This is a genomic window from Streptomyces harbinensis (genome assembly GCF_900116145.1).
Taxonomy (GTDB): domain Bacteria; phylum Actinomycetota; class Actinomycetes; order Streptomycetales; family Streptomycetaceae; genus Streptomyces; species Streptomyces carpaticus.
Map to the genome: position 1 here is coordinate 129353 of NZ_FPAB01000009.1, position 18422 is coordinate 147774.

The 18422-nt window shown below is 73.3% G+C and carries 16 protein-coding genes; 5 read left to right on the top strand and 11 right to left on the bottom strand.

The window, feature by feature from the left end; genetic code table 11:
* The first annotated feature begins 108 nt into the window (after nucleotides 1-108).
* The gene (locus BM385_RS22345) at nucleotides 109-1014 is read left to right on the top strand and encodes a phosphatase PAP2 family protein (RefSeq protein WP_093844186.1); all 906 of its coding nucleotides are present in this window, start codon (nucleotides 109-111) and stop codon (nucleotides 1012-1014) included.
* A gap of 39 nt (nucleotides 1015-1053) precedes the next feature.
* Here BM385_RS22345 and BM385_RS22350 read toward each other — a convergent pair whose 3' ends face one another.
* The gene (locus tag BM385_RS22350) at nucleotides 1054-2247 is read right to left on the bottom strand and encodes an RtcB family protein (protein WP_093844187.1); all 1194 of its coding nucleotides are present in this window, start codon (nucleotides 2245-2247) and stop codon (nucleotides 1054-1056) included.
* A gap of 214 nt (nucleotides 2248-2461) precedes the next feature.
* Between BM385_RS22350 and BM385_RS22355 the strand changes: the two genes are divergently transcribed.
* The 3 genes from BM385_RS22355 to BM385_RS22365 all read left to right on the top strand — a co-directional run bounded on the left by BM385_RS22355 (nucleotide 2462) and on the right by BM385_RS22365 (nucleotide 6825).
* The gene (locus BM385_RS22355; RefSeq protein ID WP_019432665.1) at nucleotides 2462-3670 is read left to right on the top strand and encodes a transglycosylase family protein; all 1209 of its coding nucleotides are present in this window, start codon (nucleotides 2462-2464) and stop codon (nucleotides 3668-3670) included.
* Between the two features lie 186 nt (nucleotides 3671-3856).
* Nucleotides 3857-4669, top strand: a complete 813-nt coding sequence (locus tag BM385_RS22360) for an SAM-dependent methyltransferase (RefSeq protein WP_093844188.1) — start codon at nucleotides 3857-3859, stop codon at nucleotides 4667-4669.
* Nucleotides 4666-6825, top strand: a complete 2160-nt coding sequence (locus BM385_RS22365; RefSeq protein WP_093844189.1) for a putative bifunctional diguanylate cyclase/phosphodiesterase — start codon at nucleotides 4666-4668, stop codon at nucleotides 6823-6825. The genes BM385_RS22360 and BM385_RS22365 overlap by 4 nt, the downstream gene beginning before the upstream one ends.
* Before the next feature lie 35 nt (nucleotides 6826-6860).
* Here BM385_RS22365 and BM385_RS22370 read toward each other — a convergent pair whose 3' ends face one another.
* A complete protein-coding gene (locus BM385_RS22370; protein ID WP_093844190.1) occupies nucleotides 6861-8069 on the bottom strand; it encodes an anhydro-N-acetylmuramic acid kinase in 1209 nt (402 codons plus the stop codon).
* Nucleotides 8070-8186: 117 nt separating this feature from the next.
* Between BM385_RS22370 and metG the strand changes: the two genes are divergently transcribed.
* Nucleotides 8187-9917: a methionine--tRNA ligase gene (gene metG / locus BM385_RS22375; RefSeq protein ID WP_019432669.1), complete on the top strand. Its 1731-nt coding sequence runs from the start codon at nucleotides 8187-8189 to the stop codon at nucleotides 9915-9917.
* A gap of 58 nt (nucleotides 9918-9975) precedes the next feature.
* Here the strand turns inward: metG and BM385_RS22380 are convergent, their stop codons facing one another.
* The 9 genes from BM385_RS22380 to hpnC form a co-directional block, all read right to left on the bottom strand.
* The gene (locus BM385_RS22380; protein WP_051131060.1) at nucleotides 9976-10602 is read right to left on the bottom strand and encodes a GTP-binding protein; all 627 of its coding nucleotides are present in this window, start codon (nucleotides 10600-10602) and stop codon (nucleotides 9976-9978) included.
* On the bottom strand, nucleotides 10580-10954 hold the full coding sequence (locus BM385_RS22385; protein ID WP_093844191.1) for a DUF742 domain-containing protein: 375 nt from the start codon (nucleotides 10952-10954) through the stop codon (nucleotides 10580-10582). Before BM385_RS22385 ends, BM385_RS22380 begins: the two co-directional genes overlap by 23 nt.
* Nucleotides 10955-10958: 4 nt before the next feature.
* On the bottom strand, nucleotides 10959-11378 hold the full coding sequence (locus tag BM385_RS22390) for a roadblock/LC7 domain-containing protein (protein ID WP_093844192.1): 420 nt from the start codon (nucleotides 11376-11378) through the stop codon (nucleotides 10959-10961).
* A 23-nt stretch (nucleotides 11379-11401) separates the two neighbouring features.
* Nucleotides 11402-12946 carry a sensor histidine kinase gene (locus BM385_RS22395; protein WP_093844193.1) on the bottom strand — a complete coding sequence of 515 codons (1545 nt, stop codon included), beginning with the start codon at nucleotides 12944-12946 and terminating at the stop codon, nucleotides 11402-11404.
* A gap of 301 nt (nucleotides 12947-13247) precedes the next feature.
* A complete protein-coding gene (locus BM385_RS22400) occupies nucleotides 13248-13901 on the bottom strand; it encodes an alpha-ketoglutarate-dependent dioxygenase AlkB family protein (protein ID WP_019432673.1) in 654 nt (217 codons plus the stop codon).
* Nucleotides 13898-14941 carry a polyprenyl synthetase family protein gene (locus tag BM385_RS22405; RefSeq protein WP_019432674.1) on the bottom strand — a complete coding sequence of 348 codons (1044 nt, stop codon included), beginning with the start codon at nucleotides 14939-14941 and terminating at the stop codon, nucleotides 13898-13900. Before BM385_RS22405 ends, BM385_RS22400 begins: the two co-directional genes overlap by 4 nt.
* A gap of 208 nt (nucleotides 14942-15149) precedes the next feature.
* Complete coding sequence (hpnE, locus tag BM385_RS22410; RefSeq protein ID WP_019432675.1) at nucleotides 15150-16499, bottom strand: hydroxysqualene dehydroxylase HpnE; 1350 nt, start codon at nucleotides 16497-16499, stop codon at nucleotides 15150-15152.
* Entirely contained in the window at nucleotides 16496-17434 is a 939-nt protein-coding gene (gene hpnD, locus BM385_RS28025; RefSeq protein ID WP_093844194.1) for a presqualene diphosphate synthase HpnD, read from the bottom strand. Before hpnD ends, hpnE begins: the two co-directional genes overlap by 4 nt.
* Before the next feature lie 11 nt (nucleotides 17435-17445).
* Entirely contained in the window at nucleotides 17446-18357 is a 912-nt protein-coding gene (hpnC, locus tag BM385_RS22420) for a squalene synthase HpnC (RefSeq protein WP_019432677.1), read from the bottom strand.
* Nucleotides 18358-18422: the final 65 nt, after the last annotated feature.

Here is an 18422-nt window from a genome sequence, read left to right on the forward strand (position 1 = left end):
CGCTGCCCGCCCCGGCCACCCGAACGGCCGGTACGGAACGCCTAGACTGCCCGTCCGGACCCATCCGAGCGACCCCCCTTTCGTCACATCTCCCGTCGGGACCGCCCCATGCGAAGCAGTACCCAGGTGCTCAAGCGCGCGGCCGGCGCGTGGAAGCGAGAGCCGACCGAGCCCGCCCCGCGCCCGCCGCTGATCCGGGAGCTGCTGCTCCTGACCGTGCTCTACGCGGGGTACAAGCTCGGCAGACGCGCGGCCAACGGTCAGTTCGGCGAGGCATACCGCAACGCGGAGCTGATCTGGGACTTCGAGCGGGCCGTGCGGATGCCCAGCGAGGCATGGGTGCAGGAGGTGATGATGCACTTCGAGCCGGTGATCCGGGCCATCAACATCTACTACGCCACGGTCCACTTCCCGGCCACCGTCGCCTTCATCGCCTGGATGTACTTCCGCCGTCCCGGCTTCTACGTGTGGATCCGCTGGGTCCTGGTGTGGCTCACCGGCGCCGGCCTCGTGCTGCATCTGCTGGTGCCGCTGGCACCGCCGCGGCTGTACAAGGTCACCGGTCTGGTGGACACCAGCGCGGTGTTCGGCCCCTCGGTGTACGCGAGCAAGCCCGACCCCGACTCGCTGGCCAACCAGTTCGCCGCGATGCCCTCGCTGCACGTGGGCTGGTCGATCGTGATCGCGGTGGGGCTGATCGTGGCCACCCGCGGCCGGTGGCGCTGGCTGTGGCTGGCCCATCCGGTCATCACCGTCACCGCGGTGGTGGCCACCGGCCACCACTACTGGATGGACGGCCTAGTGGTCGCCTTCTTCCTCGGCGTCATCCTGCTGGTGCTGCGCCCGCCGCGCGCCGCGGCGGCACGGGCGATCCGCACCCCGCTGACGCTGTGGCGGCCGGCGCCCTCGCCCACGCCCGGTGCGGCCCCGGCGTCCGGGGCCGCACCGGGGGGTCACGCCGGTACGGAGCCCCCCGCTCCGCGTCCGGCGGATCTGGCCCGCCGGGACGGCTGAGACCGCCCCGGCGGAAGCACCGGCGGCGGGTGCGGGGCGTCAGCCCTTGACGCACACCACCTGCCGCAGCCGCGCCACCACCTCGACGAGATCCCGCTGGGCGTCGATGACCTGCTCGATCGGCTTGTAGGCGCCGGGGATCTCGTCCACCACCCCGGCGTCCTTGCGGCACTCCACGCCCCGGGTCTGCTCGGCCAGGTCCCGGGTGGTGAACCGCTTCTTCGCCTGATTGCGGCTCATCCGCCGGCCCGCGCCGTGCGAGGCGGAGCGGAAGGAGTCGGTGTTGCCCAGGCCCTTGACGATGTACGAGCCGGTGCCCATCGATCCGGGGATGATCCCGTACTCGCCGCTGCCGGCCCGGATCGCTCCCTTGCGGGTGACCAGCAGGTCCACCCCCTCGTACCGCTCCTCGGCGACATAGTTGTGGTGGCAGGAGATGACCTCGCCGAAAGTGGGCCTGGCCTTCCCGAACTCCTTGATGATCACATTGCGCAGCAGCCCCATCATCACCTCCCGATTGCGCCGGGCGTATTCCTGCGCCCAGAACAGGTCGTGCCGGTAGGCGGCCATCTGCGGGGTGTCCGCGATGAAGACGGCCAGGTCGCGATCGACCAAGCCCTGATTGTGCGGCAGATTCTGGGCCACTCCGATGTGGAACTCGGCCAGTTCCTTACCGATATTGCGGGACCCCGAGTGCAGCATCAGCCAGACCGCGTCCTCGGTGTCCACGCATACTTCGATGAAATGATTGCCGCCACCCAGGGTTCCCATCTGGAGGCCGGCCCGCTCACGCCGGAAGCGCACCTGCTCCGCGATGCCCCCGAAACCGGACCAGAAGCCGTCCCAGCCGGCGCCCTTCAGGCCGTAGACGCGGGCCGGGTCCACCGGGTCCTTGTGCGTCCGGAAGCCGACCGGGATGGTCTCCTCGATGCGCGAGCGCAGCCGGGACAGGTCACCGGGCAGGTCCGAGGCGGTCAGGGAGGTCCGCACGGCGGTCATGCCGCAGCCGATGTCCACCCCGACGGCGGCCGGGCAGACCGCGCCGCGCATGGCGATCACCGAGCCGACCGTGGCACCTTTTCCGTAGTGCACATCGGGCATGACGGCCAGGCCCTCGACCCACGGAAGCGTCGTCACGTTCCGCAGCTGGCGCATGGCGCCGTCCTCGACGGTCGCGGGGTCCGCCCACATCCGGATCGGTACCCGTGCCCCGGGCACTTCGGTGTATCCCATGATTTCCTCAATCCCCCTGGTGATGATCGGATTTCATTGTGGCGTCAGTGCCCTGTGCGGCGGCAACCGGTTTTGTGGGCCCGAGGGCGGGGCAACAGACTCCCCTTGTGATGTCGGAGAGCGGCCCTCTATGGTTGAGCCGCTACAACCGCCTTGATCAGAAAGTGATCTGACGGCGCGTTTTTCGATCAGCAGGCCAAGGAGGGATCCGCCCATGGCCAGTCATGGACGTCATCGCCGCTACAAGCCCAGCACGGTCTCCCGCGCATCGCTGACGGTCACAGCGAGCGGCGCGGGGCTCGCGCTGCCGCTGATCAGCGTGGCGGGCGCCGAGGCCGCGTCGGTGGAGACCTGGGACAAGGTCGCCGAGTGCGAGAGCAGCGGCCGGTGGGACGTCGACACGGGCAACGGCTACTTCGGCGGTCTGCAGTTCAAGCAGAGCACCTGGGAGGCGTTCGGCGGAACCGCCTACGCGCCGCGGGCCGACCAGGCCACCAAGGACCAGCAGATAGCCGTGGCCGAGGAGGTCCTGGACGCCCAGGGGCCGGACGCCTGGCCCACCTGCTCCGGCCGTGCGGGGCTGACCCGGGACGGCGTCGAGCCGGCGCTCTCCCCGGACGGGGGCGCCGCCGAGCGCGCCGGGGAACGGACCGCGGCCGAGGCCGGGCCCGAGGCCGCCCCGGCCGGTGAGGTCCGCACCCAGGCGGCCGGGCTCACCCGTACCGAGGCGGCCGATCCGTACGAGGTGGTGCGCGGCGACACGCTCTCCGCGATCGCCCGCACCCACGAGGTGACCGGCGGCTGGCAGTCGCTGTACGACCTCAACCGCGAGGTGATCGGCGGCAACCCCGATCTGATCTTCCCGGGCCAGCGGCTCACCCTGGCCGGCGGCGGCGCGACCGACGCGCCCGAACGGGCCAGGGAGACCCCGCCCGCGCAGTCCGCCGACCCCGAGCCCGCACCGGAGCCCGCGCCCGCACCGGCCCCCGATCCGGAGCCGGAGCCGGCCCCCGAGGCGGCCGGCTACTCCGCGCCGGTGGACGCCTCGACCGGTACGGCCTACCGCACCACCGGCAGTCTGTGGTCGCGCGGCTACCACACCGGCGTCGACTTCCCCGTGTCCACCGGTACTTCGGTGAAATCGGTGTCCGCGGGCACGGTGGTTTCGGCCGGCTGGGCGGGGTCCTTCGGTTATGAAGTGATCGTCGAGCACACCGACGGCAAATACAGCCAGTACGCGCATCTGTCGCAGATCTCGGTCTCCGCCGGGCAGCCGGTCAGCGGCGGGCAGCAGGTGGGCCGGGCCGGGTCCACCGGCAATTCCACCGGCCCGCATCTGCACTTCGAGATCCGTACCGGTCAGGGCTTCGGCACCGATATCGATCCGGTGGCCTATCTGCGCGCCAACGGCGTCACCCTCTGAGGCATTCCGCAGGGCGCCGGTGTGTTCTCCCGCACCGGCGCCCTCCTGGAAACCGGACAGATGCTCCACTAACCACCCAGAATGAGGAAGTCACCGTTCCGTTTTCTTCCCTCCGCTGCCACCGGGTCAGTACCCTCGTCACCCCGAGGCCAATTCCGGCATATGCAGGAGACATTGGAGACGTCGATGGAACGACCCGCCTGGGCGCCGCAGGGCATCGATCTGTCCGTGCCGAGTGTTTCCCGCATGTATGACTTCTATCTCGGTGGTTCGCACAACTTCGAGGCGGACCGGATCGCCGCCCGGGCGGCGATCGAGGCGTTTCCAGGACTCCCCAAAATCATGCAGACCAATCGCGCCTTCATGCGCCGCGCCGTACGCCACGCCCGCGCCGCCGGAGTGACCCAGTTCCTCGACATCGGCTCCGGGATACCCACCTTCGGCGCCGTGCACGAGATCGCCCGGGAGGGCGGCGGCGACGCGCGGGTCGTCTACGTCGACAACGACCCGATCGCCGTCGCCCACGGCCGCGCCGTGCTGGAGAGCCAGGAGGGTACGGGGGTGGTCGCCGCCGACTTCCGCGACCCGGCGGCCATCCTGGGCAGCGAGCCGGTGCGCCGGCTGATCGACTTCGGCCGGCCGGTCGCCGTCCTGCTGGTGGCCCTGCTGCACTTCGTCGACGACAGCGACGAGCCGGCCGCGGCCCTGGCCCGGCTGCGCGAGGTGCTGGCCCCGGGCAGCCTGCTCGTGATCAGCCACGCCTCCATCGACACGGGCCCGCGCACCGCCGCCCAGGGCAGCCGGATCTCCGAGGTCTACCGGCGCGGCGGCGCCACCCTGGTGCTGCGCTCGCGCGCGGAGATACTGCCGTTCTTCGACGGGTTCGACCTGCTGGAGCCCGGTCTGGTGGCGCCGCCCGACTGGCGGCCCGAGGAGCCGGTGGACGAGGACGATCCGGTGGTCTACACGGGCCTCGTCGGGGTGGGGCGCGCCGCGTGAGCACCCCGCAGGCCGGTACGCCCGCCACCCCCGAACGCTCCGAGGTGCCCGCCGACGGGCTGCGCAGATTCGCCCGCATCTGGTGCCGGGCCGTCTATCCGGCCACCGCCACCTCGCTCACCCGCCCCGAGTTCGAGGAGTTGCTGCTGGGCCTGGCGGACACCCTGGCCACCGCGCTGCGCGCCCGGCCCTTCGACCCCTCCTCCGGCCGTGGGGTGGGCGAGGCGCTGGTCGCCGCGCACTGCACCGATCCGGACGCGCTGCCGCGGGTGCTGGGCGTGCTGGACGCGTATCTGCTGCTGTACTGCGTGGACGCGGCGGGGCTGCCGGCGGACGAGGCGCGGATCCGCTGCACCCGGCTCCAGCACGCGATGGCGGCCGGGTTCTCCCGGGCGCTGCAGGCGCGTACCCGGCACGAGCAGGAGTCGCTGTCGCGGGCGGCGGTCACCGCGCAGCGGGAGATCGGTGCGGCGCTGCACGAGAGCGAGGCCCGGTTCCGGGCGGTGTTCGCGGAGGCGGGCCTGGGGATCGGCATCGCCGACATGGAGGGCAACATCCTCGATGTCAACAGTGCGCTGGTGCGGATGTTCGGCGGCTCGGAGTACCAGGTGCGCAGCCGTAACGTGCTGGAGCTGGGGCATCCGGAGGACGCCCCCGAGGTGTGGCGGATGCAGGGTGAGCTGATGCGCGGCGAGCGCGAGCAGTACCAGGCGGAGAAGCCGTACCACCGCTCGGACGGCACGGTGCTGTGGACCAATCTGACGGTGTCGCTGCTGCGGGACGCGGAGGGGGAGCCGCAGTACATGCTGGCGATGCTGGAGGACGTGACCGAGCGCCGGCTGTTCCAGTTGCGGCTGCGGTATCAGGCCACCCATGACGCGCTGACGGATCTGCCCAATCGGGCGCTGTTCTTCGAGCGGCTGGAGCAGGCGCTGGCGCCGGGTTCGCCGGTGGGCCGGATCGGGCTGTGCTACCTGGATCTGGACGGGTTCAAGGCGGTGAACGACAGCCTGGGGCACGCGGTGGGCGATCAGCTGCTGATCGCGGTGGCCGAGCGGTTGCAGAGCCGGATCAGCGGCCCGGGGCGGCTGCTGGCGCGGATCGGCGGGGACGAGTTCGTGGCGCTGGTGACCGATCCGCGCTCGCCGGCGGCGGTCACCGAGGTGGCCGAGCAAGCGCTGGCGGCGCTGTCGGTGCCGGTGGAGGTGGCCGGGCGGGAGCTGCTGGTGCGGGCCAGTATCGGGGTGGTGGAGGGGGCCGCGGGTGAGCTGTCGTCCTCCGAGGTGCTGCGCAGCGCGGACATCACCATGTACCGGGCGAAGGCGCAGGGCGGCAACCGGTACGCGCTGGCCGACCCGGACCGGGACGCGCGAGCGATCAGCCGACACCATCTGACGCACCATCTGCCGGCGGCGCTCAAGGGCAGTGAGTTCTTCATCGAGTACCAGCCGCTGATCACGATGAGCGACGGGTCGCTGGAGGGTGCGGAGGCGCTGGTGCGCTGGAGTCATCCGCGGCACGGGGTGCTGGGTCCCGACCGGTTCATTCCGCTGGCGGAGCACACCGGGCTGATCGTGCCGCTGGGGCGCTGGGTGCTCCAGGAGGCGGTGCGGCAGGCGTGCGAGTGGCAGGTGCGGGGTATCGGCGGGCCCCGGCCGCTGCGGGTGAACGTGAATCTGTCGCCGCGTCAGCTGCACCATCCGGAGCTGGTGGAGGACACGGTGGCGGTGCTGGAGGAGGCCGGGCTGCCGCCGAGTTCGCTGTGTCTGGAGGTGACGGAGTCGGCGATGGTCTCGGCGGACGACCAGGAGCTGAAACCGCTGCGGCAGCTGGCGGAGCTGGGGGTGGGCATCGCGCTGGACGACTTCGGCACCGGCTACTCCAACCTGGCCAATCTGCGGTATCTGCCGGCCAGCACGCTGAAGCTGGACCGTTCCTTCACCCAGGGTCTGCAGCAGCAGCCGGCCGATCCGGTGGATCTGAAGATCGTGGAGTCGATCGTCTCGCTGGCGCACACCCTTCAGCTGTCGGTGACCGTGGAGGGCGTGGAGACGCAGGCCCAGGCGCGGCAGCTGCGGGAACTGGGCTGTGATTCGGCGCAGGGCTGGTACTACGCGCGCCCGGGTCCGCCGGAGCGGCTGCCGGAGGCCGTCTGAGGGCCGCCGCGCCCGGCGGGCGGGGCACGGTGCGGTCAGGGCTGTTCGATGATCAGCCTGCGCGGGGCGCCGGGGTGGGGCGGGGGCAGCCGCAGCGGGCCGGCGCCCGGGGTCCAGGAGCCGAGGACGGTGGGTGCGCCGGCTCCGGTGGCCGAGGGCAGGGTGCCGGGGAGGCCGTGGGCGCTGAGGTAGCCGAGGAGCGCGAAGAGGTAGGCCTCCTTGGCCGGGGCGGGCAGGCCGTGGGCGGCGCTGGTGACGACCCGGGCCGGGGCGGCGGCGGCCCGGACGCGGTCCAGGAGGACGGGGTTGCGTACGCCGCCGCCGGAGACGACGAGTTCGGTGAGCCGGTGGGTGCGGCAGGCGGTGCCCACCAGGTGGGCGGTGAGTTCGGTGAGGGTGGCCACCAGGTCGTCCCCGGTGGGGTCGCCGGGGCGCAGCACGGTGTCGAGGTAGCCGGGGTGGAAGAGTTCCTTGCCGGTGGATTTGGGCGGCGGGAGGCGGTAGTACGGTTCGGCGAGCAGCCGTCGCAGCAGTGCGGTGCCGGGCCGGCCGCGCGCGGCGCGTGCCCCGTCGGTGTCCATCCGTTCCGCTCCCCCGCTGGCGGCGGTGACGGCGGCGTCGATCAGCGCGTTCGCGGGGCCGAGGTCGTAGGCGAGGACGTCGCGCGGTGCGGTGCCCGGTCCCGGCACGGTGATGTTGGCGATGCCGCCGAGGTTGAGGGCGCCGCGCCGGGTGCCCTCGCCCAGCAGCCACAGCGCGTCCAGCAGGGAGACCAGCGGGGCGCCCTGGCCGCCGCGGGCGATGTCGGCGGTGCGCAGGTCGGAGAGCACGGGGAGTCCGGTGGCGCGGGCGATCCAGGCGGCGGCGCCCAGTTGCAGGGTGCCGCGGGCCCGGCCGCCGTCCACCCAGTGGTGGACGGTCTGGCCGTGCGAGGCGAGCAGTTCGGCGCGCCGGCCGGTGAGCGCGGTGTCGGCGCGGGCGGCGACGGCGCCGAAGAACTGTCCGAGTTCGGTGTCGAGCCGGCAGACCTCGGCCAACTCCACCCGGGCGGGCGGCAGGGCGGCGGCGATGCGCTCGCGCAGGGCGGCGGGGAAGGGTTCGCTGTGCAGGCCGAGCGGGCGCAGGGCGAGGGTGTGGGGGTCGGTGAAGCGCAGGTGGGCGGCGGCCACGTCGACGGCGTCGTGGGAGGTGCCGCTGAGCATGCCGAGGACGGTCTGCGGCCGGGCGGGGTCCATGGCGGTCATGGTGCCGGAAATCCGGTGCGGAGGGCAGTCCGGCCGTCGGTAGGATTGACGGGCCAAGACGCTCGACTTCGTCACGTTGTGTGACTGATCCACTTCTCACCATTGGAGCATCCGAGGATGACCCGACACCTCATCACCAGTGCGCTGCCGTACATCAACGGGATCAAGCACCTGGGGAACATGGTCGGCTCGATGCTCCCGGCGGATGTGTACGCCCGCTATCTGCGGCAGCGCGGCCACGACGTGCTGTACATCTGCGCCACCGACGAGCACGGCACCCCGGCGGAGCTGGCGGCCAAGGCGGCGGGGCTGCCGGTGGCCGAGTTCTGCGCCCGCGCGCACGACGCGCAGAAGGCGGTGTACGACGGTTTCGGTCTGTCCTTCGACTACTTCGGCCGCACGTCCTCGGCGCAGAACATCGAGATCACCCAGCACTTCGCGCGGCAGCTGAAGGCGAACGGTTTCATCGAGGAGCGCTCCACCCGCCAGGTGTACTCGCTGGCGGACGAGCGGTTCCTGCCCGACCGGTACATCGTGGGCACCTGCCCGTTCTGCGGGTACGAGGCGGCGCGCGGCGACCAGTGCGAGAACTGCACCCGGGTGCTGGACCCGACCGATCTGCTGAACCCGCGCTCGGCGGTCTCCGGCAGCACGGAGCTGGAGGTGCGCGAGACCACGCATCTCTTCCTGCTCCAGTCGAAGCTGGAGGGCGAGGTCGAGGCGTTCGTCGCGGAGGCCGGGAAGGAGTGGCCGGTGCTGGCCTCCTCGATCGCCCGCAAGTGGCTGACCGAGGGGCTGCACGACCGGGCGATCACCCGCGACCTGGAGTGGGGGGTACCGGTGCCGGCCGATGTGTGGCCGGAGCTGGCGGCCGAGGGCAAGGTCTTCTACGTGTGGTTCGACGCCCCGATCGGCTACATCGGCGCCACCAAGGAGTGGGCGGACGCGGCCGGTGCCGGCGAGGAGCGCGACTGGCGGTCGTGGTGGTACGGCACGGACGAGGACGCGGCCGGCGGGGTGCGCTACACGGAGTTCATGGCGAAGGACAACGTGCCCTTCCACACGGTGATGTTCCCGGCCACCGAGCTGGGCACCCGGGAGCCGTGGAAGAAGGTCGACTACGTCAAGGCGTTCAACTGGCTGACGTACTACGGCGGCAAGTTCTCCACCTCGCAGAACCGGGGCATCTTCATCGACGACGCCCTGGAGCTGCTGCCCGCCGACTACTGGCGGTACTTCCTGATGGCCAGCGCCCCGGAGTCGGACGACGCCTCGTTCTCCTGGGAGCACTTCTCGGCGATCGTCAACAAGGACCTGGCGGACACCCTGGGGAACTTCGTCAACCGGGTGCTGACGTTCTCGCGCAAGCGGTTCGGCGACGAGGTGCCGGGCGGGCACGCCGCCGGTGAGGCGGAGGCCCGGCTCGGCGCGGAGGTCGCCCGGCTGCTGGCCGAGTACGAGGAGCACCTGGACGCGCTCCAGTTCCGCAAGGCGGCCTTCGCGCTGCGCGCCCTGTGGAGCGCGGGCAACTCCTATCTGGAGGAGAAGGCCCCGTGGCTGGAGATCAAGAGCGACCCGGAGGCGGCGGCGCTGACGCTGCGCACCGCGATGAATCTGATCCGGCTGTACGCGGTGGTCTCCGAGCCGATCATCCCGGCGACCGCGCAGGTGATGCGGTCGGTGTTCGGCACGGTCGCGGCGGACCGGTGGGTGACCGCCGAGCAGGCGATCGCCCTGGACACGGTGCCGGCGGGGGCGCCGTTCACGGTGCCGCCGGTGCTGTTCGCCAAGATCACCGAGGATGACCTGGTGGCGTACCGCGAGCGGTTCGGCGGCGCCGAGGAGTAAGCAGGAACGCAACCGTGGAGGCCGCCCGCCGGGGTTCCGGCGGGCGGCCTCCGCGCGGTCAGGGGCGGACGGCGGACGGCTTCTGCGGCTGTACGTCGTCCGTCACGGCCGGTCCGGGGGTACGGGTGTCGATCAGATGCTGGATCAGGGTCACCAAAACCTGGGTGCCGGAGGCGGCCTGCCGGGCGTCGCACAGCACGATCGGTACCTGCGGGTTGAGGTCCATGGCGGCGCGGATTTCCGGGACCGGGTAGCGGTGGGCCCCGTCGAACTCGTTGACGGCGACGATGAAACCGACGCCGCGCCGCTCGAAGAAGTCGACGGCGGGGAAGCTCTCCTCCAGCCGCCGGGTGTCGGCCAGCACCACGGCGCCCAGCGCGCCGTGGCACAGTTCGTTCCACATGAACCAGAACCGCTCCTGCCCGGGGGTGCCGAACAGGTACAGCACATGGTCGTTGCCCAGGGTGATGCGCCCGAAGTCCATGGCGACGGTGGTGGAGGTCTTGCGTTCGATGCCCTCCAGGCTGTCGGTGGCGGCGCTCACCTGGGTGAGGATCTCCTCGGTGCTGAGCGGCTCGATCTCGCTGACGGCGCCCACGAAGGTGGTCTTGCCGACTCCGAAACCGCCCGCGATGAGGATCTTCACCGCCGTGGGGAAGGGGTCACAGCCGTTTGCGGAGTCCATGCAGGACCGCCTCCAACAGGTCTTTGTCGGTGGGTTGCTGAGACTGGAAGCCGGGGGCCCGGGTGGTGACCGCGCCGCGTTCCAGCAGGTCGGACAGGAGGACTTTGGTGATGGTGACGGGCAGCCTGATGTGGGCGGCGAGTTCGGCGACCGACACGGGGCCGCGGCACAGGGCGAGCAGCTGATCGTGTTCGGGGACGGCCGGGCCGCGCACGTCCGCGCCGGTGGCCAGCACCAGGGTCAGCAGGTCCAGCCGGGCGGCGGGCCGGGTACGGCCGCCGCTGGCGGTGAAGGGGCGCACCAGGGCGCCGGCGTCGTCGTCGAGCCAGGGCTCCGGCAGGGGTTCTGGCATCGGGTCACTGCCCCGCGGGCTGCCGGGGCGCGGTGTTCAGAGCCGGCCGCACGGTCTTGACCAGGGTGGCCATCGCGTAGCCGAGGACGGCCGGATCGGCCTCGCGGGCGGCGACGACGGCCAGGCAGGCGCCGGGGCCCGCGCTGGAGACGAACAGCAGCGAGCGGTCCAGTTCGACCACGACCTGGCGCACTTCGCCGGGGTCACCGAAGCGGGCGCCGGCGCTGCGGGCGAGCCCGTACAGCCCGGCGGCGAGGGCGGCCAGGTGCTCGGCCCCGGACGACTCCAGGCCGTGGGCGGCGGTCACCAGGCCGTCGATCGACAGCAGCACGGCGCTGCGGGTGTGCGGCACCCCCTCGACGAGTCCGGTCAGCAGCCCGGACAGTTCTGTTCCGGCCTCGCCCGGTGGCACTTCGCTCTCCATGGTCGGGTGGCTCTCCTCGCGGGTCAGTCGGTGTCGTCGGTGTCGTCGGCGAGGCTGGTGCCGCGCCGGAAGGCGGCCATCAGGCCGGGGTCGGGTTCGCTGTCGGGCTCGTGGCGCAAGGTGGGTTCGTGGTCACGGGTCCGGTCGGCCTTGCGGTCGTGGTCCGGGTCGCGCTCGACGGCGAGGGAGGCGGCCAGACCGGGGGCCGGCGGGGTGATGTCGCGCAGCTGCGGGACGAGGTGCTGCTGGCGTCTGCGGCGCGGCAGTTGCGGGCGGACCGGCGGCGCGGAGCACATGGGGGGTGCGGCGCGGGTGGTCACGGTGGCGGGGACCACGGGCTCGGCGGGGATGTGGCGGTGGCGGGGCGGGCCGGGGACGAACTGGCCCTCGGACTCGTCGCCAAGGAGGTCCTCGGGGAGGACGAGCACGGCCTGGACGCCGCCGTAGATGTTGCTCTGCAACTGGACGACGATGTTGTGGCGGCGGGCGAGGGTGGACACGACGAACAGCCCGACCCGGCCGTCCTCCAGGAGTTCGGCGACGTCCATGGGCTCGGCGCCGGCCAGGACGGCGTTCATCCGGCTCTGTTCGGCGTCCGTCATGCCCAGGCCCCGGTCCTCGACCTCGATGGCGAGCCCGGCGGTCACCCGCTGGACCCGCAGCAGTACCCGGGTCTGGGGCGCGGAGTACAGGGTGGCGTTCTCGACGAGTTCGGCGAGCAGGTGGATGACGTCGGCGACGGCGTGGCCGCGCACGGTGCCCTCGATGGGCGGCACCAGCTTGACCCGGGTGTACTGCTCGACCTCGGCGATGCACGAGCGCAGCACCTCGGTGAGGGCGACCGGCCGGGTCCACTGGCGGCGGGAGACGGCGCCGCCCAGGACGGCGAGGTTCTCGGCGTGCCGGCGGATGCGGGTGGCGAGGTGGTCGATGTGGAAGAGGCCCTTGAGCAGGTCGGGGTCCTCGACCTCGTGTTCCAGTTCGTCGAGGTGTTCCAGCTGGCGGTGGACGAAGGTCTGCATGCGGCGGGCGAGGTTGACGAAGACCGCGATCTTCTCGTCGCTGCCGGGGGCGCCGCCCGGAGGCAGGGCACGGGCCCGGGCGACGGCGTCCTCGGCGGCCCGCAGGTGGGTGTCGATCTCGTGGCCGAGGGCGGCGAGGCTGTCGGGGAACGGTTCGGGGGCGGGGGCGGTGCCGCCGGCGGCGGCGCCGCTGTCCCGGCGGCGGGCCGGCCGGGTGGCCAGGGTGGCGAGTTCGGCCCGGTGGCGGGCGAGCCGGCGGCCGAGCGCGGCGTGCCGGGCGGCCTGGAGCCGGGCCTCGCCGGTGGCGACCGCGACGGCGCCGGCCAGCACGGCGGCGGCGCCCAGGGCGGCGGCGATCAGTAACGGCACGGGCTGCGACAGGCGCTGGACGGCCAGCACGGCGGCGACGGCGATGGCGGCGACCAGCGCGGCCGGCAGCACGGCCAGGCGCAGCAGTCGGCCCCGTTCGGGGTGGGGCCGCGGCGGGGCGGCGGCAGCGGTGCGACCGCTGCCGGTCAGCGCCCGTTGGCTGCGGGGTTCGGGCATCGGGGTCCTTCGGATTCTCGTGGGCGGAGGATGGCCACCGCGAACGAGTGGCTCTGGGTGCCGTTGCCCACGCTATGCACCAACTGACCACCTCTGGAGCCCTGTTTGAGCAATCGCCACCCCTCGCCAGCTCCCAACGAGTGAATACCGCGAACACGGAATTGACCCCCGGCGGGTGAGCGGGCGCCGCCCGCGCGCACACGGTGCGCGGCGGGGGCCGGGGGCGCCACCGGGGGCCGGTCGCGGGCCACACGGGCGGGGGCGGGCGGGGGCGGGCGGGGGCGGTCGGACGGGGCCCGGGTCAGGACGCGGGCGACAGCCCGGAGACCCGCAGGGTGATGTTCAGACGCCCGGTCAGGCCGAGCGCGGCGGGCGCGGTCCCGGGTCGGGTGCGGGGCACCCCGTGGTAGGCCAGCCGGGAGGCGGCGCCGAAGACGAACGCGTCGCCGCTGCGCAGTTCCGTGTCGCGCCACGGCCGGCCCCGGCTCTCGGGGGTGCCGAAGCGGAAGACGCAGCTGTCGCCCAGGCTCAGCGACACCACCGGGGCGGGTGAGCGCTCGTCGCTGTCGCGGTGCATACCCATCCGGGCGCCGGCCGGGTAGAAGTTGATGAGCGCGACGTCGTACGGGGCGCCGGCCGGCGGCAGTCCGGCCTCGGCCACCAGCTGCTCGGCGAGGGCGCCCAGTTCGGGCGGGAACGGTTTCACCGGCGCCCCGTCGCCGTCCACCACCGTCCGCGCGTACCCGTAGGGGTACCAGTGCCACCCGAGGCTGAGCTGCCGCACCGACATCGTGCCGCCGCGCGGCATGGTGACGGTACGCAGTCCGGCCGGGGGCAGCGCCCACCGGCGGCAGTCGGCCAGCAACCCGCGCTGCTGCTCGGCCGTGAGCCGGCCGGGCAGATGCACGGCGCCCGGGGCGACCTCGGCCGGCGGCCGGGCGAACAGCTCCGTCACTTCTCCCGGATGACGATGAAGTCGGCGAGCTCCACCAGTTGCTCACGCACCCGGGCCGGCATGTCCAGGCCGTCCAGCGCCCGCAGCGCGGTGTCGTGCTGGCGCCGCGCCTCGTCCGCGGTCCACTGCCGGCCGCCGGCCTCCTCGATCAGGGCGGCGCGGGCGGCGAACTCGGCCTCGTCGAAGTCGGCGAACTCCTCCTGGCTCTTCTTCGCGTCGGCGGTCAGCAGCGCGGTCAGCCGCCGCGCAGCCCCGCCGGAGGCGGCCACGGCCGCGGCGACCGGCAGCGACTTCTTGCGCTGGCGCAGATCGCTCCAGGTCTGCTTGCCGGTGGCGGCCGGGTCGCCCCAGATGCCCAGCAGGTCGTCGACCGCCTGGAAGGCGAGGCCGAGGTGGTGGCCGTAGGTCTCCAGCGCGTCGGCGGCGTCGTCGTCCGCGCCGCCGAGAACGGCGCCGATGGAGGCGGCGCAGGCGAGCAGCGCGCCGGTCTTGTTGCCCTCCATCTCCAGGCATTCCTCGACCGAGACGAACTCCCGGTGTTCGAAGGAGATGTCCTGGGCCTGGCCGTCGATGAGCTTGCGGGAGGCGACGGCCAGCCGGCGCGCCGCACGGGCCGCGCCCGGGCCGCCGGCCTCCAGCAGCACCTCGTGGGAGATGGCGAACAGCGCGTCGCCGACCAGGATCGCCTGGGCGGGGCCGTGCACCTTCCACACCGTGTCGCGGTGCCGGCGCTGCTCGTCGCCGTCCATCAGATCGTCGTGCAGCAGCGAGAAGTTGTGCACCAGCTCGACCGCGACGGCGCCCGGGACACCCGTGTCCGGCGCGGCGCCGGCCGCCTCGGCGGAGAGCAGGGCCAGCGCCGGGCGGACCGCCTTGCCGCCGTCGCTCTCGGACTCGCGGCCGTGCGCGTCGATCCAGCCGAAGTGGTACGCGGCCACCGTGTTCATGGGCGGGGCCAGCCGGTCGACGGCGGCGCGCAGCGCGGGGGTGGTGAGGGTGCGCCCGCGTTCCAGCAGGGCGTTGACCGCGGTCTGACTCATGGGGTTCTGTTCTCCAGTGCTGCGGATATCGCGGGCGGGGCGGTGAGCGGGTCCCAGGTCCTCCTCGGGCCGGCCCCGCGCGGATCGCTCCGCGGTGGTTCCGGCCGGCGGCCGGCGGGCACCCCCCGGTGCAGCCTCGCTCGCCGGGTACCCGGCTTCGAGCGTACCCGGGACCGGCCGGTGGCCGGCCCCGGTCGCCACGGGCCGCTCACACCGCCGCCGCGGCGCGGGCGGCGGCCAGGCCGCTGCGTACCGCGCCCTCCATGGTCGCGGGCCAGCCGGTGGCGGTCCAGGCACCGGCCAGGAACAGGCCGCGGGCGCCGGTGGCGGCGGCCGGGCGCAGCCGGGCGGTGCCGGGGGCCGGGGCGAAGGTGGCGGTGCGTTCGCGGGTGACGAAGAAGTCCCGGACCCGGGCGTGGGCGGCGGCGGGCAGCAGCCGTTCCAGTTCCGGCAGGTAGCGCTTGCGCAGCACCTTGGCCGGGAGGTCGATCTCCGCTCCGGCGGCGGACTGGGACAGCGCCAGGTACTGGCCGCCGCCGGTGAGCCCGGAAGGGGCGGTGCGGTCGAAGACCCACTGCACGGGGCTGCCGAGGGCGGCGAAGAACGGGACACGCAGCACGCGGCGGTCGTAGACGACGTGGAGGTTGAGGATCGGCGCGTCGGCCAGGTCAAGCAGCCGGCCGGGGTCGGGCAGCGCGCCGGGCGGCAGCAGGCCGTGGGCCTCGCGCTGCGGGACGGCGAGGACGACGACGTCCGCGTCCAGGTGGTACGGGGTGTCGTCGCGGCCGGTGAGGTCGGCGCGCCAGCCGCGGCCCCCGGGTCCGGGGTGCAGGGCTCGGGCCTTGGTGGCGAGCAGGGTACGGACACCGGCGCGCTCCAGGGCGGCGGCGGCGAGGGTGTCGTGGAGGTGGCCGAGCGGCACCTCGGGGAGGCCGATGTCCGCGGCCCCGGGGCTGGTGAGCAGTCCGGTGCGGAAGACCTTGGCGGCCAGCGCGAGGGACACCTCGTCCGCGCGGGCGTTGAGGGTGGCGACGCCCACGAGGTCCCACAGCGCGTCGATGGTGGCCCGGTTCTGTCCGTGCCGCTCCAGCCAGTGGCCGAAGCTCTCGGCGTCCAGGGCGGGGTCGGCGGGGTCCAGCCGGCGCAGGGCGAGGGCGGCGCGGCCCACGGAGGCGCGTTCGGCGAGGGTGAGGTGCGGGTAGCGGGCGAGCCCGGCGGTCAGGTGCAGCGGGACGGGGGCCGCGGTGCGGCGCAGCCGGCCGACGCGGCGGGTGCCGGCGTGCAGGACGGGGACGTCCATGCGGCGCTGTACCGGGGCGAGGGCGGCGCCGCCGACGCGGCGCAGAAAGCCCTGGTAGGCGGTGCAGCAGCGCAGGTACACATGCTGGCCGTTGTCGACGGTGAGCGGTCCCGCGGCGCTGTCGCGGCTGAAGGAGAAGGCGAGGCCGCCGAGCCGGGGGCGGGCCTCGGCGAGGGTCACGGCGTGGCCGCGGTCGGCGAGGGCGAGGGCGGCGGTGGTGCCGGCGAGGCCGCCGCCGATGACCAGTGCGCTGGTCACGGGTGGGCCTGCCGGGCGATGCGGCGGGCGTCGAGACCGGTCAGGCCGCGCACGGCGACCAGGACCTTCTCCGGCGCGGGCAGGGCGACCCGGCCGCGCAGGACGGCGGCGGGGTCCTCGGCGATGCGGTCCAGCAGCCGGTGGTAGATGCCGGCCATGGCGGCGACGCAGGCACCGGAGCGGCGGTCGAGCATGGGCAGCAGCTTGAACCCCTCGGCGAACAGTTCGCGGGCGCGCTGGATCTGGAAGCGGACCAGGGCGGTGAAGTCGGCCTCGGCGGGCGGCGGGTAGCGGCGCAGGTCGTCGGCGGTCTCGGGGCAGGCGAATTTGCGCAGGTCCTCGGCGGGCAGGTAGACGCGGCCGTTGCCGGCGTCCTCGCGTACGTCGCGCAGGATGTTGGTGAGCTGGAGGGCGAGTCCGAGGGTGTCCGCGTACTCGGGGGCGCGGGCGGCGCCGCGCACCCCGGGCACGGTGCCGAAGACGCCGAGCGAGAGCCGGCCGATGGCGCCGGCCACGCAGCGGCAGTAGAACCGCAGGTCGTCCCAGTTCTCGTAGGTGTGGCCGCGCACGTCCATGAGGACGCCGTCGATGAGTTCGTCGAGGGCGCCGAGCGGGATGGGGAAGGCGCCCGCGGCGTGGGAGAGGGCGAGGGCGACCGGGTCGGTGGCGTCCTGGGGGACGGTGCCGGTGCGGACCCGCTCCAGCAGGTCGCGGCACTCCAGGAGCCGCTCCCGCTTGGTGTCCGGGTCCAGGGTGCCGTCGCCGATGTCGTCGACGCGGCGGGCGAAGGCGTACAGGGCGGAGAGCGCGCGGCGCTGGCCGGTGGGCAGCAGCCGGATGCCGTAGGCGAAGTTGCGCGCCTGCTGCCCGGTGATGGTCTCGCAGTAATGGTAGGAGGCCAGCACGGCGGAGGGCAGGGGTCGGCTGTTTCTCACGGGGTCTACCCTCACGTCCCTCGTCGCAGTGTCGTTCCCGCCGCGTACAGCAGGCCGCTCTTGGTGGGTTTCGGCGCGGACGCCAGGACGTCGTAGCCGGCGTCGGCGATGGCCTGGGCCGCCGCCCTGCCGCCGCCGACGAATCCGGCGAGCAGCAGCCTCAGCCGCCCGTGGACGCTGCCCACCAGGGGGGCGCCCTCATCGAGCAGCCTACGTGCCCGTTCGGTCGCGCAGGCCACCAGGGTGCGTACCGAGGCGTTCGCGGTGGGGGCGGCGAGGTCGGTCTCGGACACGTGGAAGCGCCGCATGTCCTCCTGCGGGAGGTAGATGCGGTCGCGGGCGAGGTCCTCGGCGACGTCCTGGATGTGCTCGATGAGCTGGAGCGCGGTGCAGACGGCGTCGGAGCGGCGGACGCGTTCGGGGGTGGCGGTGCCGGTGACGGCGAGGACGAGCCGGCCGACGGGGTTGGCGGAATAGGTGCAGTAGCCGAGCAGCTGCTCGTGGTCGGCGTAGCGGGTGACGCGCTGGTCGATCCGGTTGGCCTCGATGAGGTCGAGGAAGGGCCGGGGGGTGAGGGAGCTGCGGCGCACGGTGGGGATGAGGGCGCGCACCAGGGGGTGGCGTGGCGGCGCGCCGCCGTGGGCGCTGGTGAAGACGCGGTGCAGGTCGGCTTCGAGGGCGTCCAGCATGGGCAGCGGCTCGTCGGCCTGCGCCGGGTCGACGCCGAGGGCGCGGGCGTCGGCGCCGCCGGGGGCGAGGTCGCGGTCGCCGATGTCGTCGACGAGGCGGGCGTAGCCGTACAGGGCCATCAGGTCCTCGCGCCAGGCGCGGGGGACGAAGGCGGGGGCCACGGGGAAGTTCTCGCGGGCGGCTTTGGAGAGTACGGCCCCGGTGGGGTCGTCGGTGGCCGGTGCCGTCGTCATATCCGTCTTTCTACCGTGGGGTGCGCACGGGGACGGCCCCGGACACGCGGTCCGGGGCCGTGCCG

What these genes read in the sequence shown, in the direction of transcription:
- BM385_RS22345 (WP_093844186.1), top strand. Translation starts at nt 109, where the DNA reads ATGCGAAGCAGTACCCAGGTGCTCAAGCGCGCGGCCGGCGCGTGGAAG.
- BM385_RS22350 (WP_093844187.1), bottom strand. Translation starts at nt 2,247, where the DNA reads ATGGGATACACCGAAGTGCCCGGGGCACGGGTACCGATCCGGATGTGG.
- BM385_RS22355 (WP_019432665.1), top strand. Translation starts at nt 2,462, where the DNA reads ATGGCCAGTCATGGACGTCATCGCCGCTACAAGCCCAGCACGGTCTCC.
- BM385_RS22360 (WP_093844188.1), top strand. Translation starts at nt 3,857, where the DNA reads ATGGAACGACCCGCCTGGGCGCCGCAGGGCATCGATCTGTCCGTGCCG.
- BM385_RS22370 (WP_093844190.1), bottom strand. Translation starts at nt 8,069, where the DNA reads ATGACCGCCATGGACCCCGCCCGGCCGCAGACCGTCCTCGGCATGCTC.
- metG (WP_019432669.1), top strand. Translation starts at nt 8,187, where the DNA reads ATGACCCGACACCTCATCACCAGTGCGCTGCCGTACATCAACGGGATC.
- BM385_RS22380 (WP_051131060.1), bottom strand. Translation starts at nt 10,602, where the DNA reads ATGGACTCCGCAAACGGCTGTGACCCCTTCCCCACGGCGGTGAAGATC.
- BM385_RS22385 (WP_093844191.1), bottom strand. Translation starts at nt 10,954, where the DNA reads ATGCCAGAACCCCTGCCGGAGCCCTGGCTCGACGACGACGCCGGCGCC.
- BM385_RS22390 (WP_093844192.1), bottom strand. Translation starts at nt 11,378, where the DNA reads ATGGAGAGCGAAGTGCCACCGGGCGAGGCCGGAACAGAACTGTCCGGG.
- BM385_RS22395 (WP_093844193.1), bottom strand. Translation starts at nt 12,946, where the DNA reads ATGCCCGAACCCCGCAGCCAACGGGCGCTGACCGGCAGCGGTCGCACC.
- BM385_RS22405 (WP_019432674.1), bottom strand. Translation starts at nt 14,941, where the DNA reads ATGAGTCAGACCGCGGTCAACGCCCTGCTGGAACGCGGGCGCACCCTC.
- hpnC (WP_019432677.1), bottom strand. Translation starts at nt 18,357, where the DNA reads ATGACGACGGCACCGGCCACCGACGACCCCACCGGGGCCGTACTCTCC.